Raw genomic sequence first — 24488 nt, forward strand, 5'->3', positions numbered from 1 at the left:
AGCTGTAACGGTAATGGCGCGTGCTTTAACTACAATCCCGATGATGTCATGTGTCCGTCTGCCAAAATTACAGGCGATCGCATCCACTCGCCTAAAGGTCGCGCCAGTTTGATGAGGGAATGGTTGCGGCAATTGGCAATAACGAAAAGTGAAGAAATTGAAAAATCTGGAAGTTTACCCCTCAAGTTCTGGAATAATTTAACTAGAATCTGGGGAAGTTATGACTACTCGCACGAAGTTTACAACGGAATGCACGGCTGTCTTTCCTGTAAAGCGTGCGCTAGCCAATGTCCGATTCATGTAGACATTCCCAGTCTGAAAGCACAATTTCTCGAACTTTACCACACTCGCTATCTCAGGCATTGGCGCGATTATTTTATTGGCAATATTGAAATTCTCGCCAGTTGGCAATCTCACGCACCTGTTTTGGTAAATTTTTTGACTCAAAATTCAGTGTCGCGCTGGTTAATTCAAAAATTTGTCCGAATGGTCGATCCACCCGCAGTCAGCACGCTGACTGTCAGACAGGGATTAAAACAAAGACAAGCACCAGTTTTTAATCTAGATAAATTATCTACTCTAAATAAGTTAGAACGAGCAAACAGCGTTATTTTATTGCAAGACGCTTTTACCAGCTTTTACGAATCGCAGATAGTTTTCGATACTTACGATTTCTTGCGCGAGTTAGGTTATACAGTGTATGTTCCACCTTTTTTTGCGAATGGAAAGCCATTGCACGTTAAAGGGTTTTTAAAAAAATTTCAAGCGATCGCGCAAAAAAATACTGACTATCTCAGTCGATTAGCACAATTAGAAATTCCCCTGATAGGAATTGAACCTAGTATCGTCCTTACCTATCGAGATGAGTATATCAAAGTTCAAGGCTTAAAAGCAAATTTTCAAGTAAAACTACTGCAAGAATTTTTGTGGGAAAGACGAGAGCGATTAAAGCAAAGAATGGGCGAACGCATAGCTGAATTCAACCATTATTACTTATTCGGTCACTGTACTGAAAAAACGATTGCTTTAAACTCACAAAAACAATGGCAGCAGATCTTTCAAATGTTAAAAATTCCTTTGAGTTTAGTTTCTACAGGCTGTTGTGGCATGGCAGGGATTTACGGACATGAAGCCGAACATTATAATGAATCTCAAGGAATTTATGCTATGAGCTGGAGACGGCAAATTTCATCCGATGTAGAACAGAGAAAATTATGTTTAGCTACTGGTTACTCTTGTCGTTCTCAAGTCAAACGATTTGATGAATTCATACTTTTACACCCTATTCAAGTCCTGCTTTCGCTCATCCCTCACTCCTAACCTTCAATCCCTAATCTATGGACTGCATTCATCTAGAAAAAATTCGCTGTTATGGCTATACGGGATATTTGCCAGAAGAACAGGTATTAGGACAATGGTTTGAGGTTGACGTAACGCTGTGGTTAGATCTATCGGTAGCGGGTAAGAGCGATTCTATTGAAGACACAATCGATTATCGTAATATTATCAGTAACGTGCAACAGTTGGTAAAAACTTCTAAGTTTGCTTTAGTAGAGAAATTGGCAGCAGCGATCGCGGAATCTATTTTAGTAGTAAAAGGGCTAGAACAAGTCAAAGTAAAATTATCTAAACCCGCCGCACCTATACCAGATTTTAGCGGCAGAATTTCAATTGAAATTACGAGAAATGCTCGGGAATAATTGCCAATTCAATGTAGAGACGTTACAGGTAACATCTCTACATTGGGATCAAAATAGTAGACATATTTATCCATTCTGCATTTGCCACAGCCTGACGCATTTGAGTTTCATCTCTAAAGCGATCGCGTAACACTCGCCCATCATAATTGAGTTTTACTTCATCTCGTTCAAATGCCCAAGGTTCAACTTTAATTTTGTCAAAATTATCATCTACAGGAATCAGAGTCAGAGTCGTTTCCCCAGATGCGGTAGGAATATCATGAAATTGCCTTTCCTCTTGCAGTCCCATACATAAAGCAAGCGATAATAAATCCCAAATTGCTACTAATTTGCGATTGCGTTGAATTACTTCTGGAGTTGCATGATTTGCATAGTGAGAGTCATTCTGTAAATAATTAACGAGTTGTTTTTGATAAGCATATTCTTGCTGCAAATATGCTTCTACTAACTGAGTAGATTCAGGTGAATTTTCCCATTTTCGGAAGCGTTCAAACAATCCCGTACCGTGGAGCGAAACCAATAACGCTGCATATCTACCGTAAGACGAAGTTAAATGCTTGACACCAGACCAAATCTTGACCGAGATTTCTGAAGGGAGTTCCATAAAATTATGGGGATAACCCGTCTGGAGATTCAAAGTCGGTTCGTTTTCCCAAAAGACCCAACCAATATCGTGTATCGCCGCACCAAGACAAACTTCTTCTCTAGGCGTAAAATTGCCAAAATCTTGATTTCCCCAAGCCTGCGCCAGACAACCTGCAATCCAAGCGTGAGTTGGTTGTGCGATCGCAATTATTCCTGTTGGTGTTTGGCGGTGTAACATAGTTCTTGCCTCATTGCTTGGCTTATAGGGCGAAATTAGAATAATATTCTCTCGTTTGTCGCCTAGCTGTAGATATAACCACTGACGTGCCTACGCGTAATACATCTGCTTAATTTAGGAGATTGAAGAAATTTTAAACACGCATAAATGCAGATAAAATCAGAAATCTAATTTTTTGACTTTTAACTTTTAACTTTTGACTTTATAAAAAACAGCCACCTCCCCAAGGGAAGCAGCTGTATTCTTCACAATTGAGGTAAACAGTAGCCTACCTCTAACAGACTTTAGTAATCGAAATCTCCGCCACCCATACCAGCGCCAGCACCAGCAGGAGCGCCATCTTTTGGTTCTGGCTTGTCAACCACGATACACTCAGTGGTCAGCACCATACCAGCGATAGAAGCAGCATTTTGTAGTGCGGAGCGAGTCACTTTAGCAGGATCGACAATACCAGCGCTAAACATATCGACGTACTCGTTTTTAGCAGCGTCGAAGCCGATATTGAAGTCCTTCTCTTTAACGCGCTCGGCGATGATTGCGCCGTTTTGACCCGCGTTTTCAGCAATCCGCTTCAGAGGAGAAGTAAGAGCGCGAGCAACAATTGCTGCACCGATTAATTCTTCACCCTTGAGGCTGCGGTTTGCCCACTCTTCCAACTGAGGCGCTAAGTGAGCCAAGGTTGTACCACCACCAGGAACGATACCTTCTTCTACGGCTGCTTTGGTAGCGTTAATCGCGTCTTCCAAGCGTAGTTTGCGGTCTTTCATTTCGGTTTCTGTTGCAGCACCGACTTTGACTACAGCAACACCACCAGCTAGTTTAGCTAGGCGCTCTTGTAGCTTTTCTCTGTCGTAGGAAGATTCGGTTTCGTCCATTTGACGACGGATCTGTTCGCAACGAGCCTTCACAGCTTGTTCGTTACCTTCAGCAACAATTGTCGTGTTGTCTTTGGTAATGGTGATCCGGCGTGCTTTACCTAGCATATCCAGCTTGGTGTTATCCAGCTTCAGACCAGCATCTTCGGTAATGAGTTGACCGCCAGTTAGGACGGCTATGTCTTCCAGCATAGCCTTGCGGCGATCGCCAAACCCAGGAGCCTTGACCGCAGCTACATTGAGTACGCCACGCAGACGGTTAACAACTAGGGTTGCTAGCGCTTCTTTTTCAATATCTTCTGCCAAAATCAGCAGCGGACGACCAGAACGAGCGACTTGCTCTAGTACCGGAACTAAATCTTGTACCAAAGCGATTTTCTTGTCGGTGATTAGGATAAAAGGTTCGTCTAAAATCGCTTCCATCCGCTCGGGATCGGTAGCGAAGTAGGGAGAGATGTAGCCTTTGTCAAAGCGCATCCCTTCGGTAATTTCCAACTCGGTTGTCATGGACTTCCCTTCTTCTAGGGAAATGACACCTTCTTTACCAACTTTATCCATCGCCTCGGCGATCATGCTGCCAACTTCTTCATCGTTACCAGCAGAGATCGAACCAACTTGAGCGATTGCTTTGGAATCTTCTACAGGACGAGCGTGTTCGGCAATCTTTTCGACCAGGAAGTTAGCCGCTTTATCAATCCCGCGTTTGAGGGAAATTGCATTTGCACCTGCAGCAACGTTACGCAAGCCTTCTTTTACAATGGCATGAGCTAATACGGTTGCAGTAGTTGTACCATCACCCGCAGCGTCATTGGTTTTGGAAGCAGCTTGACGAATTAGAGATACACCAGTGTTTTCTACGTGATCTTCTAATTCAATTTCTTTAGCGATGGTAACGCCATCGTTAACGATCTGCGGTGCGCCAAACTTTTTCTCTAGCACCACGTTACGACCCTTGGGACCCAGCGTGACAGCTACCGCTTCAGCTAGGATGTCCATACCCCGTTCTAGAGCGCGACGAGCGTTTTCGTTGTAAATAATGCGCTTTGCCATAGTTGTCTAAATTTCTCTTGTTTGTGAGTTCCCAAAAAACTTGTTGATGGTTGGTAGTTGGTGGTTGGTAGTTGGTAGTTGTGAATCTCCCATTACCGATTACCGATTACCGATTACCGATTACCGATTAGCTAACAACTGCTAAAATGTCTTTCTCGGACAACAGCACGTACTCATCTGTACCTAGCTTTACGTCTGTGCCAGCGTACTTAGAGTAAAGAACTTTGTCTCCAACCTTAACTTCTAATTCTTGGCGAGAACCATCATCATTACGCCTACCAGGACCAAGGGCGACGATTTCACCAACTTGGGGTTTTTCCTTAGCAGTGTCGGGCAAGTACAAACCGCCAGCGGTTTTCTCTTCTGAGGCGCTGACCTTGACAAATACGCGATCGCCTAGTGGCTTAACTGTAGAAACGCTTAAAGATACTGCTGCCATACAAATTCCTCGCCTTGTTAGCACTCTCAACTCCTGAGTGCTAATTTAGCCAAAAGATAGAGGTCATGGCAACAAATCCAATTGTACGGGTTTCCGAACTAGGAGTGAGGAGCGAGGAGTAAGGAGTGAGGGAACGGGGGACAAGGAGATAGGGAGGACAAGGGGAGGACACTTGCGTGCGGGGGTTCCCTCCGTTAAAGCACGTCGCGTCAAAGTGTCCGTGGACAAGGGGGACAAGGGGGACAAGGGGGATAAGAGAGACAAGACAATTTAAAATGCAATGTGTATGCGTGTAAATTATGTAACTCACCCGTTTCATTCCCTGAAGCTGAGATTTTCTCCCTCGCTCCTCACTCCTCACTCCTCGCTCCTCAAATGACCGACAACCTGACACCCCAAGATGAAACCTGTAAACCTAAAAATGATGAAGCTTTGGCTGTTTGCGTCCAGGCTTTAGGTTTACCGCAAATTCAACGCCATGTTTTTATTTGTGCCGACCAGACTTTACCGCAGTGCTGTTCTAAGGAAGCGAGCCTAGAATCTTGGGATTACTTGAAAAAACGCCTCAAACAATTAAAACTCGATAAACCAACGAGCGATCGCCCCAGTTGTATCTTTCGCACGAAGGCTAACTGCTTGCGCGTCTGTACTCATGGTCCAATTCTCGTAGTGTATCCCGATGGGGTTTGGTATCGTCAGGCAACCCCCGAAGTTATCGAACGGATTATCCAAGAACATCTCATCGGCAACAAAATTGTACGCGAATATGCCTTTCTCGTTCATCCTCTTCCAGACCCGAGATCGGTCGCGATCGCAGATGACAACTAGTGCAGCATCAGAGAAGTCAATAGAATTGGTAAAATAACTTGGCAAAATAACAGAAAAGCCATCAGTTCTTTTGCACGAGACCCCATCTCATCACAATTTATTAAGGATAGTTACAAAGAATATTTGATTTGGCAAACAAAATTGACTGACTTTTCTAAGTACAAATTTTGGCGTTTGCTCGTACTTTATTGGGTTTTACTGATTCTTTCAGATAAAGACAAGTATATTTTGTTATTGTATCAGGTTTTATACGACAACGCCGAAAAAAGAATATATAATGATATCGCCTAAGTTATACCAAATAGGGCGTATCATTAGGTGTCCGTACTAAGACTGAAATCTTTGCAGTTGCAGTGCAGCACTAAAGCTATAAATCTTCTTTGAAGATTAAAATGGCTTTCCGACTACAAATCAGCGAGACCGAGGTCAGTAAAATACCACCAAATTGATAAATTGCAAGAGAAACTGCTATTGAAAAGTTCGACTGACTCAATTGTGGCGAGTAAGCGCAGCATGAAGGAAACTAGCGTAAAAGAGCACAAGCGACTGCTATTAATAGATGATGACCCCAACCTCATATTACTCGTCAAGGATTACCTAGAATTCCGAGGCTATGAGGTCATCACCGCAGAAAACGGGCGAGAGGCTTTAGAAGTTCTGGAGCAGGAAATTCCAGATATGATTATCTGTGACGTGATGATGCCAGAAATGGATGGCTATCAGTTTGTCAATCAGGTAAGACAGGACGAACGCACCAGTTGGATTCCGATTCTATTTCTTTCTGCCAAAGGTCAAAGCCAAGACAAAATCAAAGGTTTAAACATCGGTGCTGATGTCTATATGGTCAAACCATTCGAGCCAGAGGAACTAGTGGCTCAAGTGGAAGCTTCTCTCAAACAAGCTTATCGCCAGAGACAACAATCAGGTGGCAACGGCGAAAACGAGACAAAAATTCAAGTTCCTTTTGACGTGCATCTGACGCAAACAGAGCTAAAAGTCGTGCAATATGTGGCGAGAGGTCTAGCTAATCGTGACATTGCCGAAGAACTGAATGTGAGTCAGCGGACAGTAGAAAGCCATGTGTCTAATATGCTTGGTAAAACGGGACTACACAATCGTACTGAGCTAGCACGTTGGGCAATTGAAAATCAAATGGCATGACTCGGCATGGGAAAATGGAGGCTGGAGACTGGGGAAGTCAAGAAAAAATGTAGCAGATTATGGCAAGAATGACTATATAGTTGAATCAGCACGACTGGCTGATGCCGTATAGATTAAATCCTGCTGCTATCTGCCTTCTGCTTTCTTGCACTAGTCTTATCTCAATAGTGACAAGTTTAGTTTAAGTTTCTTATTAGGCGATCGCCTAAAAGAAGGTAGCGAATACGCAATTAGCTGCCTATCATGGGTAATACCAAGCTAGTGAGGATGCGGCAGTAGTAATGTTAGACCTGAACCACTGCTACAGAGTACTTGGATTAGAGCCTGGAGCCTCCCTGGAAGAAATTAACCAGGCGTATAAGGACTTGGCTTTTATTTGGCATCCCGATCGCATCCCGAAAGAGAATCAGCGGTTGCAGCAAAAAGCGCAAGAAAAATTAAAAGAAATTAATCAAGCGCGAGAGCAATTGCGGGTAATTCAGACTCGCACGGGTAAATTTACTCCCGCGCAACCAAAACCAGAGTCCCGCAGTAGATCTAAACAGTCGCAGGCTCATTCTCAATCTCATTACTACTCAGCGTCACAATCGCGCCAGCAAAGTTATTCACAGTCGAGCAGCAATAATTCTCAGTCATATTACGATTCAACGGCGCGATCGCGTCAACAGGCAAGTTCGCAGTCGAACGGCAATAATTCACAATCTAGCTACAAACAACCGTCGCAATCGCACTACGACTCTACTCAGTCGCACCAGCAGTCACATTCGCAATCTAGCTATCAGCAACCGTACCAGTCAGATTACTACTCAGCTTCACAGTCGAGCTACAAGCAGCAATCACCTCCATCTAGCTATTACTCGGGATCGCAATCGCCCCAACAGAGCAGTTCTCAATCTTACTATTCTGCTTCTAAGTCGCCCCAGCAAGCCACTGCTTCATCTTCCCAGCAGCCCTACCGTCCTCACTATCCCGATATGACTGGAGCCGATTTACGGGGTGCTGAGTTGAAAGAAAAAGATTTATCGGGGAGAAACTTGAGCAAAGCTAACTTAAGTAAAGCCGATCTGAGCGATTCTTTTCTGCACAAAGTTAATTTACAAGAAGCAAATCTGTCTCAAGCAAATTTATTTCGTGCCAACTTATTAGGCGCAAATTTAACTTCAGCCAATTTACAGGAAGCCAATTTAATTGGTGCTGACTTGAGTGGAGCAAATTTAAGTAAAGCTAATTTAAAAGGAGCTAAAGTAGGCACAAAAGACCGAATTATGGTCAAATTAACCGGAGCAATTTTAACTGGGGCAATTATGCCCGATGGCTCAATCCATTCGTAGAAAATTTTCTTTGATTTTTGATTTTTGTACGGGAGAGTTCAGCAAATAGATTGGCAAACAAAAGCTCTAAATTTTTGGTCAAAACCCGTCTCTACAATTTTTAACTTTCGTACGGGCGGGTGCGCGCAAATAGATTGACAAGCTTTGGCGAGAACATTTTGGTTAAAACCCGCCCCTACACTTCTTAACTTTTGATTTCCTCGTGAACTTTCATCTTGGCTGTGCTGTTTGGTCGTATAAAGGTTGGGTAGGCGATTTTTATCCGACTGGAAGTCGTGCGGGTGAGTTTTTACATTTATACAGCCAGCGTCTCACGACTGTTGAAGGAAACACTATCTTTTACGCTATCCCTGATGCCGATACTGTAGCGCGCTGGGCAGCAGAAACACACTCAGAATTTAAATTTTGCCTCAAGTTACCGCGAGACATTACCCATCAAGGCTTGCTAGAAGCACATATTCCCGATGCTTTGAGTTTTATAGCACGAATGCAGGGTTTAGGCGATCGCCTGGGACCAATTTTTGCTCAACTCCCACCACGATATAGTCCAGAAACAATAGAGGACTTAACAATATTCTTAACTGCTTTGAGAGAAAAAGCATTTCTAGCTTTAGAAGTGCGTCATCCAGACTGGTTTCAAGAGCCATATGCTAGTCAATTAACAGCGCTTTTAGAACAATTGGGAATAGGTAGAGTTTTACTTGATAGCCGTCCAATATACGATGTGCCAGATGACCCACAAAGTCACTCCGAACGCCGCAAACCTAAGTTACCAGTAGAATTTAGTCTCACCGCGCCGTTTAGCTTAGTTCGCTTTATTAGCCATCCAAAGTGGGAGTTAAATCAGCCCTTTCTTGAAGAATGGGTTGATTTTATCGATCGCAATTTACGCCAAGGAACCCACATTTATTTCTTCGTTCATTGTCCCACAGAAGAGCGATCGCCGCACAATGCTCGGTCTTTTCACCAATTATTGACCCAAAAAGGGGTTGTGGTTCCGCCGCTTCCCTGGAACGATTTGCAGTCATTTCCTCAGCAACTCAGCTTGTTCTAGATCGACTTTCATCCGTCAGAAAGAGTGCGATCGGATCTGTTTATCTTTAGTGTAGTAATAAGTCATATCACGTTTGCTGTAATAGCCAGATTATTGCAAGGACGGGTTTTCCAGAATCGATCCTGACGGTATTTACGAGCGATTAACCGAACACGATATCAGAAATCTTTTCTTACGATTGGATGAGGCTGCGATTGCGTTTCACGCATTAGCCGAAGGCGAAGCGTTAGACGCAAAGGCGTAAAGAAGAACGCAAAAACAGCTCTTTTATTACAGTTCAGTTTTAGTAGTTTGATTTGGTAAGTAGGAGAAACAAAAGTGACTTTAAGTAACGAAGAAAAACAAAAAATCATGAACGATCTAGCTCAAGGGAAGCCAGGGTTAGTTCATGAGGAAACGATTCCTAATCTCGACCAATACGACTCTAATTTCGACCCCAAAGATTACGATAACTTTGAAGATTTTGCTCAACGTCCTGTAGATAATCCAGATACAAAAACTAATTTGGATGGCAATTTGGTCGAGCGAATTAGGTTACAGATCCGCTCCGAATTTGAGGAAGCAAAATCGACCGGACAGTTGCGATCGAGTAGAATTCGCGAGATCGTCCAATCTGCTATATACAATATCCGCACGGAGATAAAAGCAGGTTCTAGCGATATTCGTCAAATTTTCAGAGATACCATTTCAGCAGTCAGCGATAACTTTAAGGATAAAGGTAGCGAAATTAAAGAGGAAGTTACGGCTGCTGTAGAAGGATTTATTGCAGGTTATAGTAGTGGCAAACGGCAAACGATTGTCAAAGATCAGGCAGAAGTTCACCAACTACAGTCAAGAATTGACTCTCAAGAAGAGGAGCTACAACAAGAGATCGATCGCCTCTTGGTTGATGTAGAAGAAGTGAGTAAAGAGTCAGATTCTAGTTTGAAAGATGCGATCCAATCCGCCATTAATGCCTTCAAAAACAGCGAAGAATTCGCTTTAATGAAGAAGCGTTACGCTCAACTTCAAGCACAACTGGCAATTGTGCGTGCCAATCTAGCCGCCCGCTATGGCGGACGTTACGAGGAAATCAAAGAAAGAATAGATGAAGCTACGCATTGGTATAATCGCACTCGTAACAAAGCCGATGCAGGAGAATCAGTAGAAGGGCGATCGCTTGAAGATAGACTTAAAGAAGTAGGAGAAGCGATCGCGAAAGGAGAGCATCAACTACGCAAGATTCTGCACGATCTGCTCAAAGTTGCCAGTGATTTGCTCAAAGATAAAGAACCACCTGCTAGTAAATAACATGGGTAAAGTAGGGACGCATAATTGAGCGTCCCTACTGCTTCCTTTTAACTAGCAGTCTGTAATTCCAAAGATGGATAATCGGTATAACCCCTCTCGTCTCCACCGTAGAAGCTGGAGCGATCGTAGGGGTTTAATTGTGCGTTCAAAGCAAAACGCTGGGGTAAGTCGGGGTTGGAGATAAAGAGCCTACCATAAGCAACTAAGTCCGCATCTCCAGAGGCTAATACTGTATTTCCCGATTCGCGATCGTAGCCGCCAGCACTGATGAGAGTCCCTTTGTAGATCGGGCGGAAGTATTTTGATGATAATTCTGAGGTGGGGTTTTCTACTGTCTCGTTACCAGCAACTCTCGGCTCTACCAAATGCAGGTAAGCTAATTCAAATTGGTTGAGCGCATCAACTACATAGGTAAACAATGCTTTGAGATCGGAGTCGTAGACGCTTCCAAAAGTGCCACTGGGTGAAAGTCTAACTCCCACTCTATCTGCGCCCCAAACGCTAACGACTGCTTCAGTCACTTCCATTAGCAAGCGGGCGCGATTTTCAATCGAACCACCATATTCATCTGTACGGTGATTGGAGCCATTGTGTAGAAATTGATCGAGCAGATAGCCGTTGGCGCTATGAATTTCTACGCCATCAAACCCAGCCACTAACGCATTTTTTGCCCCTTGGCGATATTGTTCTACAATTCCTGGAATTTCTGCTGTTTCTAGAGCGCGGGGTGTAACGTAAGGCTTTTGTCCTTCGTAGGTTGATGCCATGCCTTCTGCTGGAGCGATCGCGCTAGGTGCAACGGGTAAGGCTCCATTGAGTTGCAAGTCAGGGTGAGAAATTCGCCCAACGTGCCACAACTGGAGAAAAATTTTGCCACCGCGATCGTGTACGGCTTTCGTCACCAGCCGCCAGCCTTCTACCTGTTCTTGAGAGTGAATACCAGGGGTAAACGGATAACCTAAGCCTTGTGGCGACACCTGAGTCGCTTCTGTAATAATCAGTCCTGCCGATACTCTTTGGGCGTAATATTCTACATTCAATTCTCTCGGCACGTTACCCTCTCCCGCACGGTTACGTGTTAAGGGAGCCATCACCATTCGGTTAGGTAATTCGTAACGACCGAGCCGAACGGGTGAGAATAGATCGATGTTGGTATTCATAGGCTTTACTAGGGTAAATGGATAAAAAGTGTATGAAATAATGTGGACTGTAGAAGCGCGAAATTTCACGCCTCTACAGATGTAATGTCTAAGCAGCTTGTCGATCGCCCATTGCTGGCTCTAACAAAGCATTCAACTTTTGCGCGATCGCTTTTGCCGGAACAACGCCAACAACTCGATCTACAACTACGCCATCTTGGAAAAATAACAGCGTCGGAATTGCCTGCACCCTATATCGAGAAGCAATTTCTCCGTACTCGTCAACATTCAGTTTGCCTACTGTGGCGCGTCCGGCAAAATTGGCAGCAATCTCTTCCACAATCGGGTTAACCACCCTACAAGGTCCGCACCAGACTGCCCAAACATCTACTAGCACTGGTGCTTTACTCTCAATGACCTCTGTTTGAAAGTTCTCAGCAGTGAGAGTCAACGGCTTGACACGATCTGTCATACCTACAAGTCTCCTTCTTCATCAAAACCGGATTAGCACAAGCAAAAGGTAACTACCAACTACCTATTACCGATCGCCAACCGTAGGTTAAAATTTAAGTAGTTAAACAACCACTTGACTATTATGTTAGACAATACAAATTAAAAAGTCAAGTAGCTATTTAACTATTTGACAAGTAGCGCGATCGCGGACGAACGACCATGAAAGAGACTAATTCAGAAAAGCTCGTGTCCCTACCTGTAGCTGAAGTTGACGATAGCTGTCGTCGGGCAAAAATCTTTGCAGCCCTTGCCGACCCGACCAGATTGAAAATTGTAGAGTTACTCGCCCATGCTGGAGAATTGAGCGGTACGGAGATCGCTCAAAAATTAAGTATTAGCCTTGCCCTCTTCTGCCACCACTCTAAAACTCTAGCGGAAGCAGGGTTGCTCGATATTCGCAAGGAAGGGCAGACAAAATATAACTCTTTGAATTGGGAGTTACTTAATGCTTGCTTGCAAAGCCTGATGAGAGGGGTTAGGAATTAGAGGTTAGGGGTTAGGGGAAGAAGAGAGCGCAAGGTTGCTGAGGGAGAAAGACTTCCTATCTGTTGTCTCTTGCCAACTACCAACTACCAACTACCAATTACCACTCCCCGCTTGATAAAACTCCAAATATCTGCATAAAAGTTAAATCTAATTAACTTTAATTTAGCTAATTCTTACGAGAAACTACAATTTTCATTCTTACGATTAAAGACAAGATAAGGTCGGATTAAAGACGGGATAATTCTCTACAACATTATCCATTGTCTACTCACGATCGTGCGGCTTCTCATAAAAGAATCCGCGTAGGAGGTTGTATGAATGAAAATGTCAGAGCGAGTACGCGCAATGTTGCAATTGTCGGTCCCTATTTGAGCGGAAAAACAACTTTGCTCGAAAGTTTGTTATCCGTCACAGGAGCTATTACTCGTAAAGGTAGCATCCGCGACGGTAACACCGTAGGAGACAGTGCAGCGGAAGCGCGCGATCGCCAAATGAGTGTAGAAGTGAGTGCCGCTAGTACGGAGTATGAAGGTGTCCGCTTCACATTTGTTGACTGTCCGGGTTCAGTCGAATTTGCCCAAGAGACATATAACGCTCTTATGGGTGTAGATGCAGCAGTTGTTGTTTGCGAACCAGCAAATGATAACAATGAAAATGGTCTGCGTCAGAAGGTACTTACCCTCGCTCCTTTATTTAAATTTCTTGACGATTGGGAAATTCCCCATCTCGTATTTATTAACAAAATGGATCGGGTTAGCAACAATTTCATGGATATGTTGCACGCCCTTAAAGCTGTTTCCAAGCGTCCGCTCGTACCGCATCAATATCCCATTATTCAAGACGAACAGCTAACTGGATTTATCGATCTAGTCAGCGAACAAGCATATCAATACCACTCTGGCGCACCAGCCGATCCGATTCCATTGCCAGCATCTTTAAAGGCACAGGAACAGGCAGCTAGAGCGGAAATGTTGGAAGAATTAGCCAACTTTGACGACCATTTATTGGAAGAACTTTTAGAAGAAATCGAGCCGCCTCAAGAAGAAATTCTGCAAGACTTGAAATTAGAACTAGGGGCAGATTTAGTCGTTCCAGTATTTTGTGGAGTTGCAGACCGAGATTTTGGAGTTAGACCGCTTTTAGAAGCACTGTTACGAGAAGCACCTGAACCACAAGACACTGCTCAACGACGAGGGCTTGGCGCTACTGCTGAAACTCCCATAGCCCAAGTATTGAAAACCTATTACACGCCCCAAGGAGGCAAACTTTCCCTAGTACGGGTATGGCAGGGTAAGTTAACCGATGGCATCGTGTTGAATGGTACTCGCGCTGGCGGGATTTATCGGCTACTAGGACAGCAACAGACCTCGACAAATGAAGCTGAAGCTGGTGAAATTGTTGCCCTCAGCCGCTTGGATGGCGTGAAAACTGGCGATACTCTGTCCGCAAATGGGCAAGTTAAGGAACTACCTAAAGCAGAAATACTCAAACCAGTTTATGCCTTGGCGATCGCCCCAGAAAAACGCAACGACGAAGTCAAATTGAGTGCGGCGCTGACTAAACTGTTAGAAGAAGACCCATCTTTAATGTGGGAACAACACGGCGATACCCACGAAGTGATCCTGTGGGGACAAGGTGAAATTCACTTGCAAGTTGCTCTCGATCGCCTGCGCCGGAAGTATAACTTGCCGATGGGGACTCACTTACCACAAGTCCCCTATAAAGAAACCATTCGCAAGCCTGCTGCCTCAGTTCACGGGCGCTACAAGCACCAGTCAGGAGGACACGGGCAGTTTGGCGACGTTTACCTGGATATTAAACCGCTTGGGCGTGGAGAAGGCTTTAATTTTAGCGAAAAGATTGTAGGTGGCGTTGTCCCGAAGCAATATATTCCTGGCGTGGAAGTCGGCGTGAGGGAGTTTTTGGTACACGGTCCCTTAGGCTTCCCCGTAGTTGATGTTGCCGTCACCCTGACCAACGGCTCTTATCATACAGTTGATAGCTCCGAGCAAGCATTCAAACAAGCGGCACGGCTAGCTATGCAAACGGGAATGACTCAGTGCGAACCAACGCTATTAGAGCCGATCGCCTCAATTGAAGTCAATACGCCTAGCGAATTCACTTCCAAGGTAATGCAACTGGTGAGCGGACGAAGGGGACAAATTCTAGGCTATGAAGGAAGATCTGATTGGTCTGGTTGGGACAAGCTGATTGCTTACTTACCCCAAGCCGAGATGCAGAACTTCATTGTCGAGTTGCGATCGCTAACTCTAGGTGTTGGTTCTTTCCAGTGGCAATACCATCACTTGCAAGAAGTTCCTGACAAGTTAGCAGAGCGAGTTTTGGCAACTGGCAGTAACAGTAACGGCAGCCGTTGATGCTAAGAAGAAAGCAGAAGTAGGGAGGCAGAGGGCGGAAGGAAATCCTACAAGCGATAGCTTAATGACTTTCTCTTCTGCCTTTCTTAAAATGCCAATGTCTGTGGAAAGCTTAAAATTAGGATACTGAACCAAACAACGCTCAGCGCCTTAACCTATGATAAATTCACAAACCTGGTATGTCGTTAAGCTTTCTGACGGTCACTGCTCAATTGTCTCTGACGAGCAGGTGAATGTAGAGCCAGATCCAGAAGCCAGGAAACGTTGGGGACCGTTTCCATCTCAAGCAGAAGCGATCGCCCGTCGCGTTGGACTAATTCGCGCCGGAAAATGCCAACCCGTGTAAGGATTTAGGGGGAGAAAATGTTGGATTTTAGATTTTAGATTTTGAATTGGTAACGGATAATTGATTGCTGTTGAGAGGCGAGAGGCAAGAAGTAAATTTTGACTTTTGACTTTCGACTTTTGACTTTTGGCTTTACCTTGTCGCAGAGTTCCCCTTAGCCGCAATCTGCTTTTGTAATATGTCTAATGCTTTCGCATACTGCGGATCTGAAGGCGTGCCAACCTTGTCGCGATTTTGTAGGAACAACGCCTGTTTCTGTTTATCCGTCAGCGATACTACTACGTTAGGCGCAATCCCCGACTTATTGATATCGCGCCCGTTAGGGGTAAAGTACTTGGCGATCGTTACAGCTAACCCAGAACCATCTCCCAAGCTACGTACCGATTGCACCAAACCTTTACCAAATGTTTTTTCTCCCACTAAAACCGCTCGCTTATTATCCTGTAGAGCGCCAGACAAAATTTCACTAGCACTTGCCGAGCCATCATTCACTAGCACGACTAGAGGCTTATTTGTTAACGGTCGGTGATTAGACCTTTCAATATCTTGTTTTCCTTGTCGGTTCTTGGTTGAAACGATGACTCCGTCTTCCAGCCACATTTGAGCAATTTCTACACTAGCCAGTAACAAACCACCAGGATTATTACGTAAATCCAAAATGTAACCAGATACCTGCTTCTTTTCTAAATCTTGAATCGCATCGCGCATTTCCGTGGCAGCATTGGCACTAAATTGATTCAAGCGAATATATCCCACACCACCTGCTGGATTATTTTGGTAGCTGTAACGCACTGGATGAATTTCAATTCGCGCCCGTTTTATCCGAAAATCTTTCTGCTGTCCGTTGCGCAAAATTGTGATTTGTACCTCTGTACCTGGTTGTCCCCGAATCAGAGACACTGCTTGATTCACATCCATTCCCTTAGTGCTTTTACCATCGATTTTGACGATTGTATCCTTGGCAAGAATTCCAGCACTGAAAGCAGGTGTATCTTCAATTGGGGCAATTACAGTTAGTTGCTTTGTTTTCTCGTCTTGGGCGATCTGAATCCCAATTCCCGTTAGTTCTCCAGAAGTATCTACCTGCATATTCTTGAATTCTTCTGGGTCCATAAATCGGGTATATGGATCTTTGAGCTTTTCTAGCATTTGACGGACTGCTTTATAAGCATCCTCTCGATTGGCATAAGAGCGGCTCAAGTACTCTTTGCGCACAGCTTGCCAATTGACCTTGTTGAAAGTCCCGTCCACATACTGTCGATCGATAATTTGCCAAACTTCATCGACTAATTCTTTCGGACTTTCACGAAAGAAAGCTTGAGTTTGAGAGCGATCGCTAAAACTGGCAACTGCGGCAGTGGAGAGCATCACTGCCGTTGCACCCAATAGAATTCCGCGCTTATTCCCGATCATATTGACACTGCACAGCTGGAGAACAAAGCAAACCAAGTAAGCCCAATTTAACACAGGGCACTCAGACAGTGACCAGTTTTGACAGTGACCAGTGACCGCAGCAGACAAACCTTGTCAACTGGTCACTGGTCATTGGTCGCTGCTTACGGATCGACCCAGCGATCGTCTGCCTTAATTAAGTTAATCAATTCTTCCACTCCTCGATCTTCAGGAACGCGCTTGATTTCTTCTCGACCGCGATAGAGAGAAATGTAACCAGGTTGCTTTCCTACATAGCCGTAGTCCGCATCCGCCATTTCCCCTGGACCATTGACGATACAACCCATAACGGCAATATCTAAACCTGTTAGGTGCTTAGTTGCCTCTCTAACTTTATGCAACACTTCCTCTAAATTAAAGAGGGTGCGTCCGCAAGAAGGACAGGCAACGTACTCTACCATTGTTTTCCGCAAACCTAAAGATTGCAGAATGCTGTAACAAACGGGAATTTCTTTTTCTGGCGCTTCTGTCAGCGATACGCGGATGGTATCGCCAATCCCTTCAGCTAAAAGCGTCCCAATCCCAGCAGTAGATTTGATTCGACCGTATTCGCCATCTCCAGCTTCCGTCACGCCTAGATGCAAAGGATAGTCCATGCCTAGCTCATTCATACGCTTAACCATCAAGCGATTGGCAGCGATCATCACGGGCACTCGCGATGCTTTAAGAGAAATCACTAAGTTGCGAAAGTCTAGCGATTCGCAAATCCGAATGAATTCCAGCGCTGATTCTACCATTCCTTCTGGGGTGTCGCCGTAGGTAAACAGCATTCTTTCTGCCAAGGAGCCGTGATTCACGCCAATCCGCATGGCTTTACCCTGGTCGCGTAAGCAGACTACCAGTGGTTCCAAAGTTTGGCGAATCTTGTCTCCAATTTCCTCGAATTCTGTTTGACTGTACTCAGTGCGATTGGATTTAGGTTTTTCAAATACGTACAAGCCAGGATTGATCCGCACTTTATTGATGTGCTTGGCAACTTCCAAAGCAATTTTCATCCCATTATGATGCACGTCAGCCACGATTGGGACTGGTTGGTATGAGGCATACAACTTTTGTTTGATTTCTGCTAAGGCTTGAGCGTGTGCCATACTTGGTACGGTTACGCGGACTATTTCGCAGCCAATTTCATGTAGGCGACGAATAGCAGCAACGGAACCGTCTATATCCAGGGTGTCTTCGTTGATCATGGATTGCACCACCACTGGATGACTACCACCAATCGTGACGTTTCCTACCTGAATCGGACGAGTCTGGCGGCGATGAATAGTAGTATCAGTGGAAAGTTCGCCAGAAGAAGATTTTACTGTAGCTGGGTTAGGGAGAGTCTGCATAACCTGTTGGCTGAATTTTTGTAGCGAGATTATCAGATGAGTCTATCTGTCTCTCAGATTGCCACAAATTAGGGGCAGGGGGCTAGTTATCAGTTATCAGTTATCAGTTGTCAGTGAAGAAAGGGTGTGGGGTGTGGGGTGTGGGGAGAATTCAGAATTCAGAATTCGGAATTAATGCGTGAATTTTGAGTTGCTTCCTCTGCTCCTCTGCACCTGAAGCCCCTCTGCACCTGAAGCTCTCTTTTCCCTACTCCCTGCTCTCTGCTCCCTGAGTTAATAGCTGCTTCAAAGCTAGCCAGATAAACAGGGGCATGGTGGTAGTATATCTTTTCCAGAGTCTACGTGGTTCTTGAACTAATCTGTAAAACCACTCCAAACCAAAGTTTCTCATCCACAAGGGAGCGCGTTTGTGAATTCCTGCATACACTGGAAATACTCCGCCTACACCAATCGTGACGGCATGAATTTTGTCTTTATGTCGATCCATCCAGTATTCTTGCTTCGGACATCCTAGAGCTACTAACACAATTCCAGCTCCACTATCATGAATTTTTTGAATGACCGCCGCATCCTCTGCTTTTGTAAGCGAACGGAATGGTAATGGCTCCATTCCGGCAATTTCTAAAGCGGGAAAGTCACACTCTAAGCGCTTTCGCATCTGTTCTAATATGGAGGCTTCCGAACCAAGAAAAAAGACTTTTATCTGACGCTGGGGAGCCTGTTGGCAAATAGATAACATGATGTCTAGCCCAGCAACGCGATTCTGATGCTGCGCGCCCATTAGTTTCATCATCCATACTAAGGGCATGCCATCAGGAGTGACTAAATCTGCACGAGCTAACACTGCATGAAATTCTGGATGCCAGTAGGCTTCTGTCAGCATATGGACGTTTGCCACGCATACAAATCGGCTAGCACGACTGCTAGCCCACTCCATCATCATTTCTATTTGGCGATCGAAAGGTGCTACCGTGACTGGTGAGCCGATAACACAAATTCTGATTTGAGGAATTTCAGCCGGAATAACTTCTAACTCCAATTTATTTACTGGAGTATGAAACGATTGAGTGATGGCTAGACTGGGAAAATCCGATGTTATTTGTTGGATTAACTCCACTGCTTCTACTTTATGTGTTGTATCAAATCTCATTTCCCTGAACTCTTCACTTGAGTCATTGCCATGAATGACAGTATAGTTTGAAAGTAATTTATAGCATCGCTAATCATTGATTATTTGCGCCTTCAACGATAAAAGAAAGATTTCAAATTTCTCAGAACTATAGTTTTACTAGAAAGACTTTAGAAAAATATTGATTTTATTTCTACTGTTTTGACGACTCATGATTTATTTGATTAAATTCAATCTGCATGGTAAATGAGCCAGAGAAGCGATCGCAAAAATATAAATATTATCTGTTAAATATTAATCAACAGAGATAATAGCACCTATAGATTTGAGAAATTGCTACACGTTTTCTCAAAATACGGTGGGATCGATGAGACCTGCTCTGAAAATTATTTATATGTCTAAATTTATACCAAAAATCACTGGCAAGCAATAGTAGTTCAGCAACTTCATTAAAAAATAATAATTGCTCAGTCATGGTACGATCGGTACCCAGCGATAGTAGCAGATTTGCTTCTATTTAATAGCCCGTAGATTGCTCGATCGCAAAACTCTGAAGATACAGAAGTTATGAAATCCGTCTCAAGCGATTGGTTTGCCATTGCAGACCGATAAGAGTAGCCATAAAGAGCATATAGCCAGGTTCTTCTATTTGAGTGAAAATCAACCCAAAAACAAATATAGTTAGGAGAAAAAACCGAGAAATATCGTCCGAACACAGCCTGCACCAAACAAGAAACGCAAGATAAAAATAAGCTCCTAACCCTAGAAAACCCAAATCTCCCCAAATTCCTGCCCAACCAAAAAATGGCGAAAACATGCTAGATTTATCGCCAAACCAGCTTGCTCCTACCGCACTCCATACAGCTTCGCTTACTGAAAGTTGAGTTGCCCCTAAAGGTGAGAGCAGATCCCAATAATCACGCAGCATCCATCCTCCTAAACGTCCGATCGTGTGACCAGGACCAAGCCCCAGTAAAGGGTTGAGCGGGGAATGATAGAAAGAAGGAATAATTGAGAATCCTACTAGTTTAAGCTTCATCCCCTCTAAAGTCATATCGACGCTCCAGGCGAGAAACCCATTATTTGCCAACCAAACTGCGATAAATACAGCTAAAATTGATCCAATCGAGTATTTTACAAATTCTGTAATATCTTTTAATTTAGTGCAAAAAAGAAGTACGAGAGCAACTAAAAATACTGCTAGAACTTGTTTGGCATCTGATACTAATACGTGAACGATAGTAGCAAGAAATACAGATATTCGCAGCCAAATCGGACGGTTTTTAGCAATACATAAATAGTACGTACCAAATGTTAATGAAACTGAAGCACCAACAACATGACCAGAACCTTGGTTTAAAAAAACTCCTTTAATATTGTCTTCTAAACCTTCCAGAAGATGTAAGTTGAGAACAAAGCGCTGGAGCAAAGCAAGCAGGAGATTGATAAAGCCAAAACGCACTAACCAACAGTGCAGTTTTTCCGTGCTAGTTAAAGACATGGGAATGCAGGCGATCGCCACTAGAAGTAAATACGGTTCGGTCAGCATTAAATAATTTAGAACTACATTAATTAATCCAGCATTATTTAGTAGCCCACTAGCACAGATTGAGATGAAAAATATTAATAGACCTAAAAGAATTTCCTGGACGATGGTAAGCTGACGCTGGCTTTTAGAGCGAGCTTTGACAAGAGCAATACCACAGGCAAGTGGAACTGTAGCAAAGTGTAAAAAATTAATTGCTGCGGGTACTCCTAATGCCTCGATGATGCGGGCAAAAAAAGCAGTGGCAAATGCTAATAGTACAATTGTGGAACTTTTAATTAATCCCCTGCGTTGTTGCTGACACGCCGCCTCTACTTTCATCGATCTACCTCTAGATACAAGCACCAGAGCGCACTGTATACTGCTACGTGTAAGTTAGACATGAGGAGCTAATGTATAAATTTCCATCATGCGGCGATAGTTTTCCTCCGCAGTGTACTTAGCCTCAAATTCAGCCCTAGCTGCTCGGCGCATCTGCATCAGTTCTTCTGGATGTGATAAAGCCCACTCTACTTGCTCTACAAGGTCTTGGGTGTTACCTGGAAGAAAATGAAGTCCGGTTTGCCCAGGCGTAACTAACTCGGCGATCGCACCAATTGCTGAAGCTACTACAGGAGTTCCCTTGGCAAAAGCCTCGATCGCAACTCTGCCAAAAGTTTCGTACCATTGAGAAGGAAAAATCAGCAAGGCAGCTTCTCCCATTAACTCGTAAACTTCTTCCAACGGTCTGCGTCCCAGCCACTCCACTCCTGGTACGCGCTTTGTTGCCTCAACAACTTGAGGTGCTAACGGTCCATCGCCAACAATTTTCAAAGGGATTTTTCCGCCCAATTGTTCCCAAGCAGCTAGTAGCGTCCCTAAACCTTTTTCTGGTGAAAGCCGCCCGACAAAAATGGCATATCCACCACATCCTGTTCCTGGTGCGGGAGCGGGATGTAGAAAATTAGTTTTAAATAGAATTTTTTTCTCCGGTAAGCCACCTTGAACGAATTTCTGCAAAGCGAAATGGCTATACGCTACGAATACGTTTACTGTTTTTGTCCAAGTACACATCATCGAGTGCAAGTTCACCATTGCCGCGACAACTCCACTCGCTGTTTGACTATCTCGGTAGCAACCGCGAACGATACCAGGTATAGAACCGCATTTCCCCAAACAGTCTTCGCAGATCTTGCCATCGCGAAAAAACAGAGCATTTGGGCATAAGAGACGATAGTTGTGCAAAGTTTGGACAACTGGTACACCCTCATCTTTCATGGCGTGATACGCGGCTGGGGAAATCAGAGGAAAAGTGTTGTGGAAATGAGCGACCTCCGGTCGTTCCTGGCGGACGATCGCCCGTAGGTCGCGGTATACATCGTTATTCCAGATTGTTTTTTTCGCCAGAGTCAGAGGATTCATTCCCTCAACGCGCTCGTTATGAACCGTGTAGCGATGTACTTGATGACCGCGTGTTTCTAAAAGAGCCGATTCAGTAGCAAAGATTTGTTCTTCACCACCTGGTTGTTGGTAATAGTTATGAACTGTGAGAATACGCATGGGGAATCGTTTGTCGATCGAGAATGTTGTCGTAGCACTGAACTAATTGCTGACCCTTATTTGCCCAGTTGAACAGCTCGTTTGCCCTCTTCTGTCCTGCCTTGCCCAATTCGGTACTCAGTTCAGCATCGTTTGCCAGACGAGACATAGCATCAGCAATACCTGTGACAGCTTGCTGAGGTTCGATTGCGGGGACTTTAAAACCTGTTGCCTCGGTGACCTGAACCGCTGGTCCACCTAAATCGAGACAGACAACCGGACGACCTGCTGCCATTGCTTCTAAGCAGACAAATCCTCCAGATTCGTGCAAACTAGGATGAACCAATGCTCGTGCATCTGCCATCATTTGCCAGATGCGATCGCGAGGCATCTCACGGCAAAACTTGACTTGAGAGATAATCCCTAACTTTTGGGCGAGAATTTGTAGCCGTTTCCGTTCGGGTCCGTCTCCCACAATCCAATATTCGGTATCAGAGGGTAAATCTGCTTGAGCAAAGGCACGTAGTCCCAGGTGAAACCCCTTCCAATGCAACAATCTACCAATAGAAATAAACCTGACTGGGCGATCGCTAGAAATGTAACTCTGACTCAGACAAGCGATTTCTTCTGGGAGTAAAGCGACTTGGGAAAGCACTTTGACGTTTTTCGCTCCCATTTGAGAGAGTTGCCGCGCTGTATCCTCAGTAGTTGCCCAAGCTAAGACAGAGCGTCTGGCTGTCAGGCGGGCAAACGGATCGAGTTCTCCTAAACGACGAGAGAAGTCACGCAGTTTTTCGTAGACTTTGCCTCTCCATCTGAAGTCTTGCCAAAAAGCCTTTGGTGCAGTTTCGCCGCCGCCCACAGGACCCCAGATGAAGGGAACTGGTAGCAGAGAGAGGAAACTAGGACTAGAGTACTTAACGAAAGTAACGTGCTGAACTAAGTCGAAGCAAATTTGACGATGCAGTTGACGGGCAACAAAATAAGCTTGAATCTGCCAAAGATAGTAGTGAATTTGGAAAGCTCCATTACCCCACTTCCAACCGCTACCCCAGATTGGCAAGGTGAAATAAATAAAATGCAGGTTGGGAACTGGATGACGGGCTAGCTCTGCCTCAATTGCCTCGCGACCGTCATCAGGTCGAGTTAGTACCCAAACTTGATGGTATTTGGCAATCTCTCGAACTGTGTTCCAGCCCACGCCTAGTTCAGTTCCTCGACCTGGTTCGCAAGCATAGGCAGATAATAGAAATTTCATCGACACAGTACCTCTTGGCGGACTAACCCAGTAGTAGAGAAATCTAAATATTGCTGAGCGATTTTTAGATACTGAAAGTCTCGCGCCCGTTTACGTGCTTGGGTTTGATAATGCTGCTTGAGGCTGGGGTTGCTAAGGATTTGCAAAATTCCTGTTGCCAGTGCTTCTGAATCTCCAGCAGCCACCATCATTCCGTGCTGACCATGTTCGATCAGATCCTTCGAGCCACCTGGGGCATCGTTGACGACAACAGCCGCACCGCAAGCCATTGCTTCTTGCAAAGCGATCGAGCATCCTTCCCAAGCTGATGCAAGTACGAATACGTCACAGGCAGACATGTATCTGTAAGGGTTGCGATCGTATCCAGGCATCGCCACGCAATCTTCGATTTGGAGTTCGTAGCACAGGGTTTCTAGTTGCGATCGCAAGGGTCCTTCACCCAAAATCAACAGTCTGGCAGGCTGAATCTTGACAACGCGGGCAAAAGCACGCAGCAATACATCGAGTTGTTTTTGCTTGGCTAGACGGGCTACGGTAACGATGGTTGGTGTTTCAGAGTCCAGAAACCAGGGGTGATCGGTTGGCTTTTTTGCTAGTTGTTGCACGCGATCGAGGTCGATGGGGTTGAAAATGACCCGCATCGGAATGCGCGGTGGCACTTTAATTGTTTCAACTAAGTCGGCGATCGTATCTTGAGAAACGGCAATTAAGCCATCACCATAGGGATACGTGTACCGCATTAGCGTCGGCAGAGATTGCAGGTGCAGTTTATCTTGATGCTCGATGCCTGTTTCTAAGCTAATAATATTGTGTTCGCCAATAATAATTTTGCTATCAATTC

At 44.6% G+C, this 24488-nt stretch carries 22 protein-coding genes; 10 read left to right on the top strand and 12 right to left on the bottom strand.

Annotation, left to right across the window (positions count from 1 at the left end):
- Together ACRC32_RS00560 and folB are read left to right on the top strand one after the other, a co-directional pair.
- A partial coding sequence (locus ACRC32_RS00560) for a (Fe-S)-binding protein (protein WP_438552158.1) occupies window positions 1-1320 on the top strand: 1320 nt, incomplete at its 5' end.
- A 17-nt stretch (window positions 1321-1337) separates the two neighbouring features.
- Entirely contained in the window at window positions 1338-1700 is a 363-nt protein-coding gene (folB, locus tag ACRC32_RS00565) for a dihydroneopterin aldolase (RefSeq protein ID WP_438552159.1), read from the top strand.
- Between the two features lie 37 nt (window positions 1701-1737).
- Here folB and ACRC32_RS00570 read toward each other — a convergent pair whose 3' ends face one another.
- The 3 genes from ACRC32_RS00570 to groES form a co-directional block, all read right to left on the bottom strand.
- Window positions 1738-2523: a DUF3891 family protein gene (locus ACRC32_RS00570; protein ID WP_438552160.1), complete on the bottom strand. Its 786-nt coding sequence runs from the start codon at window positions 2521-2523 to the stop codon at window positions 1738-1740.
- A 284-nt stretch (window positions 2524-2807) separates the two neighbouring features.
- Window positions 2808-4448: a chaperonin GroEL gene (groL, locus tag ACRC32_RS00575; RefSeq protein ID WP_438552161.1), complete on the bottom strand. Its 1641-nt coding sequence runs from the start codon at window positions 4446-4448 to the stop codon at window positions 2808-2810.
- Between the two features lie 127 nt (window positions 4449-4575).
- Window positions 4576-4887: a co-chaperone GroES gene (gene groES, locus ACRC32_RS00580; protein ID WP_438552162.1), complete on the bottom strand. Its 312-nt coding sequence runs from the start codon at window positions 4885-4887 to the stop codon at window positions 4576-4578.
- Between the two features lie 375 nt (window positions 4888-5262).
- Here groES and ACRC32_RS00585 point away from each other — a divergent pair, with 375 nt between their 5' ends.
- From ACRC32_RS00585 to ACRC32_RS00605, 5 genes are all read left to right on the top strand, one after another.
- The gene (locus tag ACRC32_RS00585; RefSeq protein ID WP_438552163.1) at window positions 5263-5715 is read left to right on the top strand and encodes a (2Fe-2S) ferredoxin domain-containing protein; all 453 of its coding nucleotides are present in this window, start codon (window positions 5263-5265) and stop codon (window positions 5713-5715) included.
- A 513-nt stretch (window positions 5716-6228) separates the two neighbouring features.
- Window positions 6229-6876 carry a response regulator transcription factor gene (locus ACRC32_RS00590; RefSeq protein WP_015152683.1) on the top strand — a complete coding sequence of 216 codons (648 nt, stop codon included), beginning with the start codon at window positions 6229-6231 and terminating at the stop codon, window positions 6874-6876.
- Window positions 6877-7157: 281 nt separating this feature from the next.
- Complete coding sequence (locus tag ACRC32_RS00595) at window positions 7158-8207, top strand: pentapeptide repeat-containing protein (protein ID WP_438552164.1); 1050 nt, start codon at window positions 7158-7160, stop codon at window positions 8205-8207.
- 202 nt (window positions 8208-8409) lie between these two features.
- Window positions 8410-9261, top strand: coding sequence for a DUF72 domain-containing protein (locus ACRC32_RS00600; RefSeq protein ID WP_438552165.1), 852 nt, complete (start codon window positions 8410-8412; stop codon window positions 9259-9261).
- Between the two features lie 318 nt (window positions 9262-9579).
- Complete coding sequence (locus ACRC32_RS00605; protein WP_438552166.1) at window positions 9580-10551, top strand: histidine kinase; 972 nt, start codon at window positions 9580-9582, stop codon at window positions 10549-10551.
- Between the two features lie 47 nt (window positions 10552-10598).
- On the opposite strand, the gene ACRC32_RS00610 is transcribed toward ACRC32_RS00605, so the two are convergent.
- Window positions 10599-11711 carry an alkene reductase gene (locus ACRC32_RS00610; RefSeq protein WP_438552167.1) on the bottom strand — a complete coding sequence of 371 codons (1113 nt, stop codon included), beginning with the start codon at window positions 11709-11711 and terminating at the stop codon, window positions 10599-10601.
- 88 nt (window positions 11712-11799) lie between these two features.
- Window positions 11800-12162, bottom strand: a complete 363-nt coding sequence (trxA, locus tag ACRC32_RS00615) for a thioredoxin (RefSeq protein ID WP_438552168.1) — start codon at window positions 12160-12162, stop codon at window positions 11800-11802.
- A gap of 200 nt (window positions 12163-12362) precedes the next feature.
- Between trxA and ACRC32_RS00620 the strand changes: the two genes are divergently transcribed.
- The 3 genes from ACRC32_RS00620 (at window position 12363) to ACRC32_RS00630 (ending at window position 15413) form a co-directional block, all read left to right on the top strand.
- Entirely contained in the window at window positions 12363-12689 is a 327-nt protein-coding gene (locus tag ACRC32_RS00620; protein ID WP_438552169.1) for an ArsR/SmtB family transcription factor, read from the top strand.
- A gap of 314 nt (window positions 12690-13003) precedes the next feature.
- Entirely contained in the window at window positions 13004-15067 is a 2064-nt protein-coding gene (locus ACRC32_RS00625; protein WP_438552170.1) for an elongation factor G, read from the top strand.
- 157 nt (window positions 15068-15224) lie between these two features.
- Complete coding sequence (locus ACRC32_RS00630) at window positions 15225-15413, top strand: hypothetical protein (protein WP_438552171.1); 189 nt, start codon at window positions 15225-15227, stop codon at window positions 15411-15413.
- 132 nt (window positions 15414-15545) lie between these two features.
- Here the strand turns inward: ACRC32_RS00630 and ctpC are convergent, their stop codons facing one another.
- The 7 genes from ctpC to ACRC32_RS00665 form a co-directional block, all read right to left on the bottom strand.
- Window positions 15546-16826: a carboxyl-terminal processing protease CtpC gene (gene ctpC, locus ACRC32_RS00635; RefSeq protein WP_438552172.1), complete on the bottom strand. Its 1281-nt coding sequence runs from the start codon at window positions 16824-16826 to the stop codon at window positions 15546-15548.
- A gap of 143 nt (window positions 16827-16969) precedes the next feature.
- A complete protein-coding gene (gene ispG / locus ACRC32_RS00640; protein ID WP_438552173.1) occupies window positions 16970-18196 on the bottom strand; it encodes a (E)-4-hydroxy-3-methylbut-2-enyl-diphosphate synthase in 1227 nt (408 codons plus the stop codon).
- 247 nt (window positions 18197-18443) lie between these two features.
- Window positions 18444-19346, bottom strand: coding sequence for a WecB/TagA/CpsF family glycosyltransferase (locus ACRC32_RS00645; protein WP_438552174.1), 903 nt, complete (start codon window positions 19344-19346; stop codon window positions 18444-18446).
- A 544-nt stretch (window positions 19347-19890) separates the two neighbouring features.
- Complete coding sequence (locus ACRC32_RS00650; protein WP_438552175.1) at window positions 19891-21192, bottom strand: hypothetical protein; 1302 nt, start codon at window positions 21190-21192, stop codon at window positions 19891-19893.
- A 54-nt stretch (window positions 21193-21246) separates the two neighbouring features.
- Window positions 21247-22410, bottom strand: a complete 1164-nt coding sequence (locus tag ACRC32_RS00655; RefSeq protein ID WP_438552176.1) for a glycosyltransferase — start codon at window positions 22408-22410, stop codon at window positions 21247-21249.
- On the bottom strand, window positions 22388-23647 hold the full coding sequence (locus ACRC32_RS00660) for a glycosyltransferase family 4 protein (protein WP_438552177.1): 1260 nt from the start codon (window positions 23645-23647) through the stop codon (window positions 22388-22390). Before ACRC32_RS00660 ends, ACRC32_RS00655 begins: the two co-directional genes overlap by 23 nt.
- A partial coding sequence (locus ACRC32_RS00665) for a glycosyltransferase (RefSeq protein WP_438552178.1) occupies window positions 23644-24488 on the bottom strand: 845 nt, incomplete at its 5' end. The genes ACRC32_RS00660 and ACRC32_RS00665, both read right to left, overlap by 4 nt.

It is taken from the genome of Chroococcidiopsis sp. (assembly GCF_051657925.1).
Lineage (GTDB): Bacteria > Cyanobacteriota > Cyanobacteriia > Cyanobacteriales > Chroococcidiopsidaceae > Chroococcidiopsis.